The organism is Chryseobacterium sp. MYb7 (genome assembly GCF_002979455.1).
GTDB lineage: Bacteria > Bacteroidota > Bacteroidia > Flavobacteriales > Weeksellaceae > Chryseobacterium.
Genome location: NZ_PCOU01000046.1, coordinates 1 through 17,404, shown reverse-complemented (window position 1 = coordinate 17,404; position 17,404 = coordinate 1). Strand labels below are relative to the sequence as shown.

Here is a 17,404-nt window from a genome sequence, read left to right as displayed (position 1 = left end):
AGTAAAGATACAAAAAAATAAACGATAAAACAAATTAATTAACTGATAATCAGTTAATTAAAATAATAATATTGAATGTCTAAAAACAAAAAGTCGGAAGATTTTTCTTCCGACCATGACTAGCCCTGGCGGTGCTTTTTTAGATTACAGAACAAGATTAGCACAAACAAAATATCCATAATAATCTGCGCAATCTGTGGGAAAAAACTATAGAAAATATTAAAGGTTCCTTTTCAAATGCTCCAAAGCCTGAATAATCAAATCATCTTTTTTAGCAAAACTAAACCTGATATAATCCGAATTATTTCTGGAATTATAAAAAGCAGAAAGTGGAAGACAGGAAACCTTTTTCTCAATCGTAAGCCATTTTGAAAACTCCACATCCGTCATCGTTTTTGAAATATTCCTGAAATTAACAACCTGAAAAACACTTCCTTCCGATTTTTGTTCTATCTGCAAAGGTGTTTCTTTAATCAGTTCATTAAAAATATCTCTTTTTCTCTGCATGAGCTTTTTGCTGATATCTGGTTCAAATACATCAAGATACTTTGCTATGGCATACTGTGCCGGAGCATTGGCGCTGTAAGTAATATACTGCTGATGGCACTGGAATCTCTGTGTTAAAGCTTCAGAAGCAATCATATAGCTCACTTTCCATCCCGAAGTATGAAACATTTTGCCAAAAGAAAAAATACAAAAAGTCTTTTCCCTGAGTTCAGGATGTATGAAAGAACTGTAGTACTCAGCTTCATCGTAGCAATAAGTATCATATATTTCTTCGGAAATTAAATAAATATCACGGTTTTTGATCAATTCGTAAAGTTGATTCCAGTCTTCTTTTTTCCATACTTTTCCGGTAGGATTCTGGGGTGAGTTGATAATAACCGCTTTGGTTTTTTCACTGATGCAATCTTTGAGCAAATCCCAGTTGATCGTAAAATCTGCTTCAAGATCATAATAAACAGGAACTCCGCAATTCATCACAACAGCAGGTCCGTAAGTATAATAGGAGGGTTGAATAATAATGACTTCATCATTCTGATTAAGAATAGATTTGAGGGAAGTATATAAAGCAAAGGTTGCACAGGGAACAATGGTGATTTCCTTATTTGTAGTGGAAATACTGTTAGCCCGTTTGGCATTGAAGCGGATAATGCTTTCTATCAGGAGAGGATTTCCGGCGAGGGGCTCATAATGATGAGTGTCCTTTTCTGATGCTTCTTTTAAAAATACTTTCAGGCGTTCATCAATATCAAAATCAGGAAGTCCCAGAGAAAGATCAAAACTTCCGTGCCTGGTTGCCAGTTCGGACATTTCCGTGAAAAAGGAATAATGAGTAAATCCGTAAATTTTATCCACCTATTTTGTATTTTAATCAAATATAATAAAATTTTAATATCATATTTAATTTAAAATCAACGAATATTTAGGTTTGTATTGGGTTTTGTCTTCTGTTGTCCGATTTATTGATGTTGCTATTCAATAAAATTTGTTATTTTTAAGAAATTTATTCTTTATGAAAAAAATACTTATTCCGTTATTTACCATGGCTGTAATGACCAGTTGTGGAACGGCAAACCTATCTGACGGGAATACTTCTCATCCTGTATCCACAAAACATAGCAAAGCATTTGACAATGCATACAAAGTGATCAATGTTGAGGATTTAAAGAAAAACCTGTATGTGATTGCTGCAGATGATATGGAAGGGCGTGACACCGGAAGCAAAGGACAGAAAAAGGCGGGTGAGTATATGATTAATTATTATAAAAACCTGGGTATTTCAGGACCTAAAGCATTAGGTTCATATTATCAGAAAGTGCCGTCTGAATTTATGAAAAAAAGAGGAGGAGGCAACCTTCCTGATTCTGAAAATATTTTAGCTTTTATTGAAGGAAGTGAAAAACCTGAGGAAATTGTGGTAGTTTCTGCTCATTATGATCACGTTGGAACAAAAAATGGAGTAGTATACAACGGGGCAGATGATGATGGAAGCGGAACTGTAGCTGTAATGGAAATTGCCAAAGCATTTCAGCAAGCCAAAAAAGCAGGAAAAGGGCCTAAAAGATCTATCCTTTTCCTTCACGTTACAGGAGAAGAACACGGGCTGTTTGGTTCAGAATATTATTCTGAAAACCCTGTTTTCCCACTAGCCAATACTGTTGTTGACCTTAATATTGATATGATCGGACGTGATGATCCTGCCAACAGAGGAAAACAATATGTCTATGTGATTGGTTCTGAGATGTTAAGTTCTCAGCTTAAGGTAATTAACGAAGCGGCAAACAAAAGAACCAATAACCTGGAACTTAATTACAAGTATGATGATTTGAATGATCCTGAACAACTGTATTACCGTTCAGACCATTATAATTTCGCCAAACATAATATTCCTGTAGCATTCTTCTTCGATGGTATTCATGAAGACTATCATAAACCAGGTGATGATCCTGAAAAGATTGATTATCAGTTGCTGGAAAAAAGAACCCAGCTTATTTTTACAACTGCATGGGATATTGCCAACAGAGAAGAAAGAATTGTAGTTGACAGAAAATAATTATTAATTTTAGATTACACTGAAATACATTAGTAAGCCCAAAGGCATAAAGTATCTTTTACTTACAGCGCTTTGAAGATCGAATTTTATTGAAGATAAAATCCTTGCGCCTTAAAAATTTTATCATAAAAATACCTTGTGCCTTTGCGTTTACCAATAAAACCATCAACATGAAAACCATAATCCGAGAGGCAAAACTAAAAGACATTCCACAGATTCAGATTGTAAGGAATGCTGTAAAAGAAAACACACTGTCGGATCCGGGATTGGTTACCGATAAAGATTGTGAAGAGTTTCTGTTTCAAAGAGGAAAAGGCTGGGTATGTGAGGTAGAAGATCAGATTGTTGGTTTTTCCATTGCAGACCTGAAAGAGAATAATATCTGGGCACTCTTCGTACATCCTGATTTTGAAAACAAAGGAATTGGTAGAAAACTTCATGATATTATGCTTAATTGGTATTTTGGACAGACTAAAGACTCTGTATGGCTGGGCACTTCACCTGGAACAAGGGCTGATATCTTTTACAGAAAATCTGGATGGAAGGAAGCCGGAACCCATGGAAAAGGAGAAATCAAGTTTGAAATGACCTTTGAAAACTGGAAAAACAAAAATAGTATGACCCCAAAACTGAAATCTATCAGGCCTTTTATCGGGGCACAGAATTTTGAGATCAGCAGAAATTTTTACAGGGATCTGGGATTTGAAGAAGTTGTTCTGGAATCCAAATTATCATTGTTCAGACGCGAAGAAACAGGCTTTTATCTTCAGGATTACTATGCAAAAGAATGGGTTGACAATACCATGATCTTTATGGAAGTTACCAATACCGACGAATTCTGGAAAGAGCTTCTGTCTTTAGGACTTACGGATAAATATGAAAATGTAAGATTGACGCCTGTAAGAACAATGGATTGGGGGAAAGAATGCTTTGTACACGATCCGTCCGGGATTTTGTGGCATTTTGGTGAGTTTTTTTAAGAAAAGAAATATGATTTACGCGTTTGATACCTACTATTACGAGGATTATGCCAATACCGTGTGTATTGCATTTGAAGACTGGACCTCTGAGAAAGAAGTGGAGATCTTTATAGAACAAACCTCTGTAAGTTCAGAATATGAAAGCGGAGCCTTTTACAAAAGAGAATTACCCTGCATTGTAAGTCTGTTGAAGAAAATAACATTAAAGCCGGAAGATATTATCATTGTCGATGGATATGTAACCTTGGATAATGATGGGAAAATTGGCTTAGGCGGCCATTTGTATGAAGTATTGGAAGGAAAGTGTCCTATAGTTGGCATTGCAAAAAATGAATTTACAACGCCGGATTCCCAACGAAGAAATGTAGTGCGTGGAGAAAGTAAAACGCCACTTTTTGTGACTGCGAGAGGAATGGATGTAGATGAAGTTCAATTGAAAGTAGAACAGATGCATGGTGCTTACAGAATGCCTACGCTGCTGAAAAAATTAGACCAGCTAAGCAGAACATAAATAAAAAAATCTTACTAATGAAAGAATGATTTTTTTATTGATATAAATATACCGATTGGTATATTTTGATTATCTTTGTGATATTCCTTTAGAATAATAAAAATGATTTTTTTTAATTGAAAATATACCGATCGGTATATCGTAAAAATAAAACCTATGAAAGAAGTATTTATAGTATCAGCAAAACGAACTCCTGTTGGTGGATTTTTAGGAAGCCTGTCCGGATTTACAGCGCCTCAGTTGGGAGCTCTTGCCATTCAGAATGCTTATGAAAGCATCAAGCTTGCACCCGAGCATATAGACAGCGTTTATATGGGAAATGTACTGAGTGCCGGACTGGGACAATCGCCTGCAAGACAGGCTGCAATTTTTGCTAAAATTCCTGTTGATAAAGATGCTGCAACAATTAATAAAGTCTGTGCATCCGGAATGAAATCGGCCATGATTGGAGCTCAGCAGATTCAGCTTGGACAGGATCATATTGTCATGACAGGAGGAATGGAAAGTATGAGTAATGTTCCGCATTACGTCAAAATTCGTCAGGGAACAAAGCTGGGAGATACCAACCTTACTGATGGATTGATTAAAGATGGTTTGTGGGACGTATACAATGATTTCCACATGGGAAGTGCCGCCGAATTAGGTGTAAAAAAATATGGGCTCACCAGACAAGAACTTGATGACTATGCATTGTTATCTTACCATAGAGCCCAGGAAGCAGCCAAAAATGGCAAGTTCGACAATGAATTGATCCAAATATCGATTGAAGGTAAAAAAGGAACTACAATCGTTGATAAAGATGAAGATATTGATAAACTGATTCCAGAGAAAATCTCGCTGTTGAAACCCGCATTTGAAGCAGATGGGACCCTCACCGCTGCCAATTCCAGTAATCTGAATGACGGCGCAGCAGCGATACTCTTGGGATCCTCTGAAGCTATAGAACATCATCATCTGAAGCCAATGGCAAGAATAATTGCTTATGCAGATGCTGCGCAATCACCAGAGTGGTTTACTACTTCACCTTCTGTAGCAATTGAAAAACTGTTGAAACAAACTGGTCTTAAACTATCAGATATTGACTTTTTCGAAATTAATGAAGCCTATTCTTCAGTGATTTTATCCAATCAGAAAATTCTTGGGTATGATCTGGACAAAGTAAATGTGTATGGAGGTGCGGTTGCATTAGGGCATCCAATTGGTGCTTCGGGTGCCAGAATTATGACTGCTTTGGTGAATGTTTTACGTCAGGAAAAAGGTAAGTATGGAATTGCTGCCATCTGTAATGGAGGAGGAGGAGCTTCCGCAGTTCTTATTGAAAATATAGGCTAAAAGGGATAAAATACCTTAGATTTCAATTATTATATTAAAAAAGATCTTTCTTGAAGTTAAATTTGAGAAGGATCTTTTGCATTGATAACAGTTTGATTATCTATTGATAAATCATCATATTCAATGGATACAAATAAGCTTTAAACAATCTATTTTTATTAAACTGACAAATATCATCACACTGTTATTTTTATTAATTCTAAATAAATATAAATTTGTCCCAAGAAATTTAACGAAGAAAATGAAAAAAATAACTACTCTTTCCGGTATTGTACTTGCTTCGCTGATGAATGCACAGGTGCAATATTGTACACCAACTTTTCAGTATGGAGCTGATAGCAATATGATTAGCAATGTAACTTTCGGAACTATTAATAATACATCTCCTGTTCAATCGGGAAATGCACAAATTTATGAGAATTTTACTGCAATGTCTACAGATCTCCAGTCGGGAAATTCTTATCCGATATCAGTGAAAGGTCCTTCCAGCACATTTCCAAGTGATGTAGTAGTTTTTATAGACTTTAATCAGAACGGGAATTTTGATGATGCCGGAGAAAGTTTTTATATCGGAAGACTTGAAGCTGCTAATCCAGCGAATGCTTTTACGATCAACAATACAATAACGATTCCGGCCAATGCGGCGAATGGAAGTACAAGAATGAGGGTTCTTAAAAATACAAATGTTCAGGCGTATTCGAATCCTGCAGCAGCTAATTCTATCAGTTCAGCTTGTGACACAAGTTTAAGAGCAGGGCAGACAGAAGATTATACAGTCAATATCATAGGAAATACTGCCAATTTCCCTGCACCTTACTGTGGTACTGAAAATATTACGAGTCTTACAGTAAGCGAAATAAGCACTGTGGAATTTGCAGGAAATGTTAAAAACAGTGTACTTGACGGAAATTCTGATGTTCTTGAGAACTTTACAGCAACTGTTTTCAATGTGAACCGCGGAAACAGCTACCCGATAACAGTAACAGGAGGTACCCATGGGCAAGCTACCGTATCAGCTTATGCTTATATAGATTTTAACCATAATAATCAGTTTGATGCGGATGAAATATTTAATCTGGGTTATCTGGATAACTCCAATCCGGTTTCTGGTCACCAATCCGGGATTACAACAGGAAATATCAGCATTCCGGCAGGAGCACAGCTGGGAGATACCCGTTTCAGACTGGTAAAAGCGTATGAATCCAATTCATGGATGGGAACGTTGGAAAATCTTCCATGTCCTTCAGGTTGGTTTATCGGTCAGGCAGAGGATTATACCCTTAAAATTCAGCCTGAAAATCTTTCAACATCGGAAGTCTCGAAAGATAATTTATCCAGTGTGCAACTCTATCCGAATCCTACATCAGGTTCAGTGACAATCAAGATGAAGGAAGGATTGGAGAAATACGAAATTTACAATATGTCCGGACAAAAGATGCTGGAAGGTAATTCTATGACAATTTCAATGGACAGTTTTGTTCCAGGAACTTATTTGATTAAAATTCAGACAAAAAATCAGAAAACAGTCACAGAAAAAATTATTAAAAAATAGACACATCATATCTAAATCATATCCATATCAATTTTTGTTTTTTAATCGACAGGTCCTTTACCTGTCGGTTTTTTTTATAAAAAACACCAGCCTTTTAGAGCTCTTAGATATTGTATTATGAACCAGATTCCAGTAAATTCATCAGATCCTGTTTAGATAATCCCTGAAGTTTCTTTCCGTCAGTGGTAAGCAGATTCTGAGCCAGTTCTTTTTTCTTCTTCTGAAGGGTAAGTATTTTTTCCTCTACAGTGTTGGAACAGATCATTCGCACAGCAATGACATTTTTGGTCTGTCCTATACGATAACTACGGTCTATAGCCTGGTTTTCAGCGGCAGGATTCCACCACGGATCAACGAGGTAAATATAATCTGCCTGAGTAAGATTGAGACCGACACCACCAGCCTTTAAGCTGATCAGAAATACACGGATATCTTCTTTCTTTTGGAAATTAGCTACTTTTTCTCCTCTGTCTTTCGTTTGTCCCGTTAAATACTCAAACTGGATCTTGTGGCGCTCCAGCTCAGCTTTTATGAGATCCAGCATTCCGACAAATTGTGAGAAAACAAGGATTTTATGATCTTTTGACTTCCCAAGGATCTGCTCCATCAAAATTTCGATTTTAACAGCATTTTCACCTGAATATCCCTCTTTCATCAAAACAGGGGAATTACATATCTGTCTGAGCCTTGTAAGGCCTGTAAGAACATGCATACTGTTTTTATTCAGATCATCGTCATCATTAGCTGCAATAAATTCTCGGAGTTCTTTTTCATAAGCATCGTAAATCTTGCGCTGTTCGGTATTCATTTCACAGTAGATTACTATTTCTGTTTTTTCCGGAAGCTCTTTGGCAACCTGTTTCTTCGTTCTTCTGAGGATAAATGGTTTTGTCTTTTGCTGAAGCTCCACTGCACGCTTACTGTACTCAAATTTATCAATAGGGATGGCGTAAATATCCTTAAAATACTGTTTACTTCCCAACAATCCCGGACAGGCAAAGGAAAGCTGGCTGTAAAGATCAAAAGTGCTGTTTTCGACAGGTGTACCAGTCAGTACAATCCTGTTTCTCGATTGAAGCAAACGTGCGGCTTTATATCTTTCCGAATTTGGATTTTTAATAACCTGTGATTCGTCCAGAAATACATAATTAAAATTAAAATTTTTCAAAAACCGGATATCGGAAAGAAGTATTCCATATGTAGTAAGAACCACTTCGTAATCAGGTATATGAGCCGTCGTTTTCGGTCGGTCTGCCCCATAATGGAGCAGAACTTTTATAGAAGGTGCAAATCTGCTCATCTCTTCCTGCCAGTTGAAAAGCAGGGAAGTAGGAACCACAATCAGATTGGTAGTATGCCCTCGTTTTTCCCTCTGTGACAGAATAAAAGCAATAATCTGGATAGTTTTTCCAAGTCCCATATCATCCGCAAGACATCCTCCGAAGTTGAAACTATCGAGAAAATTAAGCCAGTTGAGTCCGTCATGCTGGTAATCTCTCAATTCTGCTTTAAGCTCAACAGGAATAGCCACTTCCGGAATGTCTTTTACCTTTGAAAACTTTGTAGAATAGGAGGAGAGTTCTTCCTGAACGTCTTGGCTCAGTACTTCTTTTTCAAACAGTGAAGTAACCTCCGTAAAATTGATTTTCCGAATCTTTAAAAGTTCTTCATCAATTTCTCCTGCATGGAAATAGGCGGATATTTTTTCCATCCATTCCTCAGGGAGAATTCCCATGCTTCCATCATCCAGCTGAACGAATTTACTCTTATTTCGGATCGCCCGGTGAAGCTGCTTTAAGGATGCTTCTTTGGGGCCAAATCCTACTTTTAATTTAGCATTAAACCAATCCAGTCCGCTGGTGATCTGAATATTGATTTTAGCCCGGTGGGGATTTAATTTATTGTTTTTTAGTTCGTTAAAGCCGAGTATGATGATTCCTTCATTTCTCCAGGTCTCAAATGCATCAAGAAACCAGTTGTTATCCAGGAACTTATCTCTGTGAAGATAAAAATACTGATAGCCGTCCATCTGCTCTTCAAAATCAGGATGCTGCTGCATCACCAAAGATGTAAAGCGGGCTTCAGCCGATTTATTTCTTTCTATTTTAAACGGATTTCCATTCTGATCTGTATCGAAAATCTGCTTTCTGGAATACACCGGCACTTCTACCTCTCCGTATTTCATAACGGGAGTAATTCCTATATAATTTTCCTGCTGACGAAGATAAATGACTTTTTCAGTCTGATAATTTTTGTCTTCAAGTTGTACTTTTGTTGTAGGTTGTATGTATTTGTAATTGATGTGAATACGTTCTTCTAAATTAGAAAGGATACTCTGCATAAAAGCTTCATATTTCGAAGAATGAATGAGTAAAATCTCATTATTAGCCTTAAAGAACCTGATGATTCTGAGCATGTCGGGATCGTCTACAAAGCTGAAAATGTTTCGGTTATAAACAAAATATTCATTTTTGAGAACAATATTTTTAAAAGGAACAGAAATGTCATTAAAGAGTAATTCTCCGTTTATTTCAAAAAACGGATCTTTCTTAAATACAGATAATTGAACCTCTGCATCTAAAGTCTTTAATTCAATGTGAGAAAGTGACTTTGCAGAAACTGTTTCTGCAATTTCGCGGTCATGATAATAGACTTCAAGCTCCAAAGGATTCCGTACAATGAGCTTTAAAGCTTCCAGTTCTGACGGATTGTAATCTTCATTGTAATTATTCTGAAAAGAGGTAATAGCGGTGTAAAATTTAATGTCTGCAGGTTTTTCTGCTTTCCATATCAGCTGCATGGCATCTACAGAAGTCACGGGATTTTTTATTTTTCCTGTCTGCGTTATTTCTGCCTCCATCAGAGAGAAGGTCATATGATTGTAATAACGGTGTTTACCGATGACCAATATTTGCTTTTTACCCGATTCCAGTACAGCCAGCTCATCCAGTTTAGAAGGAAGCTGGGGAAGAAGATCTCTTGTCAGCATCATATCATCTACAGGAAGCATTTCCTTGATTTTGGGCAGTATTTCAATTTTGCCATCAGTATATTCCAGCTGAAAATATTGATCCAGATCGCCTTCATTTTCAAGACCGTATCCTTTGGCTTTAGGAATAAATATCTTTTTGCGTAAAGTTTCATCAAAAAACAATCGGTAATTCTTATCCTCAATAATACAGTGGATGATCTCCGCCTGATGAGAACAAAGCTGGTCTTTAGAGCTGTCACAGGTACAAGAGCAAAACAGTGAACTGCCTACTTTACTGATGGTAACCATTGGGAAATCTTGCAGTGAAGATTGTTTTGTAAATATTCCTGTATTGATTTCAATAGCAGCCGGGTAGATCTCATGAAAATCCCTGATTCCGATAAATGTACTGTCTGAGGTATGTTTCAGCAGGTCATATACGGAAAGTGTACTGATATTGATGTTGTCAAGAATATATTCTGCCATAAAAATAGATGGAGACAAACTTACAAAAAACAAATGAATGAAGAGGCGATCGATAGCTCGGGCTGATCAGTTTTTGGACCGCTTTCTTTTGTATAAACTGGATGACTCTGCCATGGTATGAATCCTATAATTTTGAATTATAAATTATACAACATGAACGAAAATAAATTAACAAATCGAACCGGAGCTCCGGTATCAGACAATCAGAACATTCAAACCGCAGGACGTCGTGGTCCGGCTTTATTACAGGACATCTGGTTTTTAGAAAAAATGGCTCATTTTGACCGTGAAGTCATTCCTGAACGAAGAATGCATGCTAAAGGCTCAGGTGCTTATGGTACTTTCAGGGTAACCCATGATATTACCCGATATACAAAAGCAAATCTCTTTTCTTCTGTTGGAAAGGAAACACCATTATTTGTCCGCTTTTCCACAGTAGCAGGAGAAAGAGGAGCTGCCGATGCGGAAAGAGATATTCGTGGTTTCGCTATCAAATTCTATACGGAAGAAGGCAACTGGGATCTTGTCGGAAACAATACGCCTGTTTTCTTTCTTCGCGATCCGTTAAAATTTCCGGATTTGAATCATGCCGTGAAAAGAGATCCCCGAACCAATATGAGAAGTGCTGATAATAATTGGGATTTCTGGACTTTACTGCCGGAATCTCTTCATCAGGTTACCATTACCATGAGTGACCGCGGTATTCCAAAATCTTACCGGCATATGGATGGTTTTGGAAGCCATACGTTCAGTTTTATTGATGATAAAAATAACAGGTTTTGGGTTAAATTTCATTTTAAAACACAACAGGGGATCCAAAATATGAGCAACGAAGAAGCAAAGGCAATTATCGGAACCGACCGGGAGAGCCATCAGAAGGATCTGTATGAGAGCATTGAGGAAGGGCATTTTCCTAAATGGACAATGTATGTTCAGATCATGGAAGAAAAAGATGCCAATAGTTATCCTATCAATCCATTTGATTTAACAAAAGTATGGCCTCATGGTGATTATCCTCTTATTCCGGTAGGAGAACTTGAACTGAACAGAAATCCGGCTAATTATTTTGCGGAAGTGGAGCAGGCTGCTTTTAATCCTGCTTCTATTGTTCCTGGGATAAGTTTTTCGCCGGATAAAATGCTGCAGGGGCGTTTATTCTCGTATGGAGATACCCAGCGGTACCGATTAGGGGTTAATCATCATCAGATTCCTGTTAATGCTCCTAAATGTCCATACCATTCTTATCATCGGGATGGCGCTATGAGAACAGATGGGAATTTTGGAAGTACAATAGGATATGAGCCCAATAGCTTTATCAAGTGGCAGGAACAGCATGATTTTAGCGAACCTTCTTTAAAACTTGATGGCGATGCCGGTCATTGGGATCATCGTGAAGATAACGACTATTTTTCTCAACCGGGAAATCTTTTCAGACTGATGTCTGATCAGCAAAAAGAAGTTTTATTTAAGAATACAGCTGAAGCCGTGGGAGGTGCACAGAAGTTTATACAGATTCGTCATATCAGAAACTGTTACAGGGCTGATCCTGCGTACGGAGAAGGAGTGAGCCGGGCACTTGGATTGTCTATGCAGGAGGTTTTTGATTATGAAGGATATGAGATGAAGAAGGTTATAGCTGAGACTATTTAAAGAAACGTTTATTATATATTGATTTTTAATTCCGGAAATACGCATATATATTTCCGAAGTGAAATCCTTTAGCCTTCATTGTCGGCTAAAGGATTTTTTGATTCAATACTTTTTATTTTATCCCTATCCGTTTTGGCTACAGCTTACCCCATTTTGGCAACTCCTGTATTTGTTCTAATGCTGAACTTTGTCCTGTAATTTTAAACCAAGAAAAATGAAAACAATTTTTATAACAGGTGCTTCTACAGGATTAGGAAAAGCAACTGCCCAATTATTTCAAAACAAAGGATGGAAAGTAATCGCTACGATGAGAAACCCGGAAGCTGCGGCTGATCTTGCTGCGTTGGAGAACGTAACTGTACTTCCTCTGGATGTTACCAATCCGGAACAGATACAGTCTACCGTAAAACAGGCTTTGGAGCTTGGAGATATCGATGTGGTGTATAATAATGCAGGATATGGCTTAATAGGACCTTTGGAGGCTCTTTCTGATGATCAGATCGTAAAACAGCTGGACACAAATTTATTAGGGGTTATTCGCGTTACACAGGCCTTTATTACTTATTTCAGAGAACAGAAAAAAGGAATGTTCATTTCTACAACGTCTATAGGAGGACTGGTTGCTTTCCCGTTAGGATCTACATATCATGCTACCAAATGGGCGCTTGAAGGCTGGAGTGAAAGTCTGGCTTTTGAACTTAATACATTGGGAATTGATATTAAAACGGTTTCTCCAGGAGGAATCAAGACTGATTTTGTAAGCCGTTCTCTGGATTCAGCATCCAGCCCTGCCTATGAAGACATGACCAATTCTCTGTTTTCTAAAATGGAAGGAATGATGGAAGCTGCTTCTACACCTGAACAGATTGCAGAAGTGGTGTATGAGGCTGCTACAGACGGCAAAAAACAGTTGAGATATGTAGCCGGAGAAGATGCTAAAGCGATCTATGCACAACGCCTTGAATTAGGTGATGAGGTATTCAGAGAGCAGTTTGGGAAACAGTTTATTTAGTCAGGTTTTTGAAAGACAGTATAAAGTAAATCAGATTTATACTGTCTTTTCCACCAAATAATTTATAATTTTATATCATGGAAAAGAAAGATAACATTCCTTTGAAAATTTCATCCATATCTGAACTGCACAGTATGCTGCAGCTCCCTAAACCGCTTCATCCTTTGGTGAGCCTTGTGGATAATACAAAAATGAGTATCAAAAAGGATATGCTGAAGAGAAGTTTTATCATGAATTTTTACAAAATCTCTTACAAGTATTCTACTGTCGGGAAAATGGGCTATGGACAGGGATATTATGATTTCAATGAGGGAGGAATGATGTTTACGGCTCCAGGGCAGGTTCTTTCTACTGATGAGAATGCGGAATACTGCGGGTATACTTTACTAGTGCATCCGGATTTTATCAGAAGTTATGATCTGGCAAAGAAAATCAAGAACTTCGGTTTCTTTTCTTATGATACGAATGAAGCACTGCACTTGTCTGATCAGGAAAAGACAACGATAACAGGCTTGTTGGATAATATTGGAAATGAATTAAATACAGCTATTGATGAAGTGAGTCAGGACGTTATTGTTTCTTATATTGATGTGCTTCTTAATTACAGCAACCGTTTTTATAAAAGACAGTTTATTACAAGAAAAGCGGTCAATAATGATTTGCTGACTAAAATGGATGTTGTGCTGGAAAACTATTTCAATCAGCAGGAAACACTAAATAAAGGGCTTCCTACGGTAGAATTTCTGGCTTCCACACTCAATCTTTCCCCTCATTATCTGAGTGATATGCTTCGAAACCTGACAGGATTAAATGCCCAACAGCATATTCATGAAAAACTAATTGAGAAAGCAAAAGAATACCTTACCACAACAGGTTTTTCTGTATCTGAAGTTGCTTACGCCCTCGGATTTGAGCATCCACAGTCATTCAATAAGCTGTTTAAAAAGAAGACCGAGAAAACTCCTCTGAGATACAGGCAGTCTTTCAATTAATATATCACCCGGTTCATATACCGGGTATTTTTTTACATAAAATAATCATTCATGGTAATATAAAAAATACCGGTTTTCAGGTAGATAAAAATACATTCTTTTCAGGATTGATAGCTTTTGAAACTAAAAATACATTTGTTGTACAATACACGACACCAAATTTTAAAACTAAACCATATGAAAAAGCTAAATTCTGTTTTATTTCTTGTTATAGGAATGGCAGTGCATGCTCAGCCTTCTGTAACGAGATCTGCTGTGGACAGGCTAAATATACCTTATACCTTCAAAGCAGGAGATGTAGACCCTACTGTGACTGCAGGTCCTTCCGGAGCCAATGTCACATGGGATTTTTCTGCCTATGCAGGTCCCAATGTCAATACAAACACCACAAAAGCCTGTCCGGGAGAAGCCAACTGCTTTAGGTTTCCGGGAGCTAACAGGATCACTACACCAACTCTTTCCGATGTCTACGATTTTACTTCTATATCAGATACACAGGATGTAATGTTGGGAACTTATGCTAACCCGGGAGATATGCTGATCTCTTATTCGGATCCTTTGATTAATTTTAATTTTCCTGTCACTTATCTGCAGCAGTTTACCGATACTTATCAGTTCAATACAACTTCGGGAGGGGTTCCCAATATGACCGAAACAGGGCAGGTGGAGTATACAGTAGATGCCTATGGAACCATTACAACTCCTACGGGAACTTATCCGAACGTTTTGAGGATTAAAAGAATGAGAACCGCTACACAAACGCCGGGACCTTTCAATTATACCAATGAATCTTATATGTGGGTAAGCCAGAGTGCAGGAATTGTATTTAATTTTGCAATCAATACATTTACCATCAATGGAAATACAAGCGTTGTAAAAAGTGTTTCTTATCCTGAAACAACGTCTTTATCTACTGTTGATCCCGAAGTCGGAAAGAAAGAAATATCAGTTTATCCGAATCCTTCTGCTGATATCATTACTCTTAATACTCAGGAAGATATCAGAAAAATAACGATAACTTCTTTGGATGGAAAGATTGTTTTAACAGCAGGAAATTCTAAAACCATTACTATCTCAGGGCTTTCCAAAGGAGTGTATATTCTTCAGGGAGAATTGAAGAAAGGAGGATTTATTTCAAAGAAAATTATAAAAAAATAAGCTGAATTCAGTTTTAAACCTTAATGAAGCTGACAGTATACTATCTTTTCCCAGCTGGAATTGATTTTATACTGTTTTTGTTATTAATTTTCAGTAAAATGTTGCTTTTCTTTGATCAGAGTTTCAATTTTAAGTTTGGCTGTAGCCCATTCATCATCTAAAATACTGTAATAAGCAGCATTCCTTGTACTGCCGTCACTAAGTACTTTGTCTTTACGTAAAATACCTTCAAATACACCACCAATTTTTTCAATGGCTTTTCTTGATCTGAAATTGTCGTCTTTTGTTTTTAATTGTACTCTGTTGGTTTTCAGTATATCGAAGCAGAAGGTAAGGAGCAATAATTTACATTCAAGGTTGATGGTTGTTCCCCAGAATTCTTTTGTGATCCATGTCCATCCGATTTCCAGTTTTCTGTCTGCCGGGTATATTTCAAAAAAGCGGGTGGAACCAATCAGTTTTCCTGTTTCCTTATGACGGATTACAAATGGGTATTGATTTCCTGTTTCTCTTTCGGATAATGCACATTCATAGTTTTTATGAAACAGCGTTTTATCTGAACAGTCTGTAGGAACCAGTTCCCAAAGTTCTTTGTCTGCCGCCGCCGCATATAATTCTTCAAAATGTTCTTTTTCAAGAGGAATTAGTTCTACCTTTTCTCCTTCTAAAATTGTTGGATAGGATATCCATTTTTCTTTCATGGTTTATTTTTATATATCGAAATTAACGAAAAATGAATGTCTGTGTTCAAAAAATAAAATGATTTTCTACCATAATCCATAATAAGGTCTATTTTCTAATCTATTGGTTAAAATGGAACATAAAAATGACAAAAACGGACTAGATTTTAATGGGTTTACCTATCTAACTTTGCAAAAGGAATTTTTATCACCCTGTTACAATGAACCAGAAAGAATCTTTTAATGCAAAAATGCCAACAGCCTGTTTTTTACTTTTCTTTGCCCACGGGCTTGTTTTTTCTTCCTGGGCAAGCCGGATTCCTATTATTAAAACTGCTCTTTCCATTAATGAAGCACAGTTGGGAACGCTATTGCTTCTGATGCCGATAGGACAGCTTTCAACGATGGTTTTAGCCGGAAAACTAATCAGTGTCTACGGAAGCAGCGGGATTATTAAAAGATGCTTTTTGCTGTATCCTTTTTTTCTGTTATTAATTGGTTTATCACCTTCTTACTGGACACTAGGTGTTGTACTGTTCTTCTTTGGAGTTTCCGGGAATATGTGCAATATTGCGATCAATACTCAGGCTATAGAAATAGAATCTATAACGAAAAGAACATTGCTTTCTTCGTATCACGGAGCCTGGTGTTTTGCAGGGCTTACAGGAGCGGTAGTAGGTTTGTTAATGATCAATCTCCATGTAGGAACTTTTTATCATTTTGCTGTTATTTTTATTCTTGTAGGAGGACTTTGGTTCTACAGTACAAGAAATCTGACCAATATTATTCATAAAGCAGAGCCTCAAACCCGGTCAATATTCAAAGCTGTGAATCCTACACTGATCGGACTTGGGGTTATAGGATTTCTGAGTATGGCAATTGAAGGGGCTATGTTCGACTGGAGTGGGGTTTATTTTCAAACGATAGTTAAAGCACCGGAAAACCTTGTGATATTGGGGTATACAAGTTTTATTTTAATGATGACTTTAGGACGTTTTATAGGAAACAGAATCATTGAGAAATATGGGAAAAAGATTGTTTTGCAATGTTGTGGTATTTTGATGAGTAGCGGCCTTTTTCTAAGCGTTTTCTTTCCCGAACTGTGGATCTGTATCATTGCTTTTATGATCATTGGTCTTGGAAGTTCTCTGAGTGTGCCGTCCGTTTACAGTACAGTAGGAAAGGTGAGTACAGTGGCTCCAAGTATTGCTTTGTCATTTGTTTCCAGCATATCGTTTTTAGGATTTCTGATGGGTCCGCCTCTTATCGGATATATTGCGGAGAGCTTTGATCTCAGATATTCCTATGGTCTTTTTGCCTGCTTTGGAATTTTACTGGCGATTATGGCCGGACAGATGAAAGCGTTCAGGAAATCATAATGAATTTTTTCTGTTATTAATAAAATACAGCCCTGATTTCAGGGCTGTATAATAGATTTTTATTTATGAACCTGTTTAAACTTTTTAGAGAAAGAGTTTCCAGAAAATTAGCAATTTAGAGTTGCAAAAAAAAGAACTAAAATC

Annotated in this window: 13 protein-coding genes; 10 read left to right on the top strand and 3 right to left on the bottom strand. The window is 37.2% G+C overall.

Annotated elements, in window-relative coordinates:
* Positions 1-219 precede the first annotated feature (219 nt).
* Positions 220-1,359, bottom strand: coding sequence for an aminotransferase class I/II-fold pyridoxal phosphate-dependent enzyme (locus tag CQ046_RS22705; RefSeq protein WP_105704444.1), 1,140 nt, complete (start codon positions 1,357-1,359; stop codon positions 220-222).
* A gap of 157 nt (positions 1,360-1,516) precedes the next feature.
* On the opposite strand from CQ046_RS22705, the gene CQ046_RS22700 reads away from it, so the two are divergent.
* The 5 genes from CQ046_RS22700 to CQ046_RS22675 all read left to right on the top strand — a co-directional run bounded on the left by CQ046_RS22700 (position 1,517) and on the right by CQ046_RS22675 (position 6,932).
* Positions 1,517-2,557: a M28 family metallopeptidase gene (locus CQ046_RS22700; protein ID WP_105704443.1), complete on the top strand. Its 1,041-nt coding sequence runs from the start codon at positions 1,517-1,519 to the stop codon at positions 2,555-2,557.
* Between the two features lie 170 nt (positions 2,558-2,727).
* Entirely contained in the window at positions 2,728-3,537 is an 810-nt protein-coding gene (locus CQ046_RS24020; protein ID WP_317047037.1) for a GNAT family N-acetyltransferase, read from the top strand.
* Positions 3,538-3,547: 10 nt separating this feature from the next.
* Positions 3,548-4,048: an endonuclease V gene (locus CQ046_RS22685; RefSeq protein ID WP_105704446.1), complete on the top strand. Its 501-nt coding sequence runs from the start codon at positions 3,548-3,550 to the stop codon at positions 4,046-4,048.
* A 156-nt stretch (positions 4,049-4,204) separates the two neighbouring features.
* Positions 4,205-5,380: an acetyl-CoA C-acyltransferase gene (locus CQ046_RS22680; RefSeq protein ID WP_105704442.1), complete on the top strand. Its 1,176-nt coding sequence runs from the start codon at positions 4,205-4,207 to the stop codon at positions 5,378-5,380.
* A gap of 241 nt (positions 5,381-5,621) precedes the next feature.
* A complete protein-coding gene (locus CQ046_RS22675; RefSeq protein WP_105704441.1) occupies positions 5,622-6,932 on the top strand; it encodes a T9SS type A sorting domain-containing protein in 1,311 nt (436 codons plus the stop codon).
* A gap of 115 nt (positions 6,933-7,047) precedes the next feature.
* Here the strand turns inward: CQ046_RS22675 and CQ046_RS22670 are convergent, their stop codons facing one another.
* Positions 7,048-10,389, bottom strand: coding sequence for a DEAD/DEAH box helicase (locus tag CQ046_RS22670; RefSeq protein ID WP_105704440.1), 3,342 nt, complete (start codon positions 10,387-10,389; stop codon positions 7,048-7,050).
* 153 nt (positions 10,390-10,542) lie between these two features.
* Between CQ046_RS22670 and CQ046_RS22665 the strand changes: the two genes are divergently transcribed.
* The 4 genes from CQ046_RS22665 (at position 10,543) to CQ046_RS22650 (ending at position 15,201) form a co-directional block, all read left to right on the top strand.
* Positions 10,543-12,039, top strand: a complete 1,497-nt coding sequence (locus tag CQ046_RS22665; protein WP_105704445.1) for a catalase — start codon at positions 10,543-10,545, stop codon at positions 12,037-12,039.
* 214 nt (positions 12,040-12,253) lie between these two features.
* Positions 12,254-13,051 carry an SDR family oxidoreductase gene (locus CQ046_RS22660; protein WP_105704439.1) on the top strand — a complete coding sequence of 266 codons (798 nt, stop codon included), beginning with the start codon at positions 12,254-12,256 and terminating at the stop codon, positions 13,049-13,051.
* 77 nt (positions 13,052-13,128) lie between these two features.
* On the top strand, positions 13,129-14,043 hold the full coding sequence (locus CQ046_RS22655) for a helix-turn-helix domain-containing protein (RefSeq protein ID WP_105704438.1): 915 nt from the start codon (positions 13,129-13,131) through the stop codon (positions 14,041-14,043).
* 177 nt (positions 14,044-14,220) lie between these two features.
* A complete protein-coding gene (locus CQ046_RS22650; RefSeq protein WP_105704437.1) occupies positions 14,221-15,201 on the top strand; it encodes a T9SS type A sorting domain-containing protein in 981 nt (326 codons plus the stop codon).
* A gap of 83 nt (positions 15,202-15,284) precedes the next feature.
* Here the strand turns inward: CQ046_RS22650 and CQ046_RS22645 are convergent, their stop codons facing one another.
* On the bottom strand, positions 15,285-15,902 hold the full coding sequence (locus CQ046_RS22645; protein ID WP_105704436.1) for a GNAT family N-acetyltransferase: 618 nt from the start codon (positions 15,900-15,902) through the stop codon (positions 15,285-15,287).
* A 200-nt stretch (positions 15,903-16,102) separates the two neighbouring features.
* Between CQ046_RS22645 and CQ046_RS22640 the strand changes: the two genes are divergently transcribed.
* Positions 16,103-17,260: an MFS transporter gene (locus tag CQ046_RS22640; RefSeq protein ID WP_105704435.1), complete on the top strand. Its 1,158-nt coding sequence runs from the start codon at positions 16,103-16,105 to the stop codon at positions 17,258-17,260.
* Positions 17,261-17,404 lie beyond the last annotated feature (144 nt).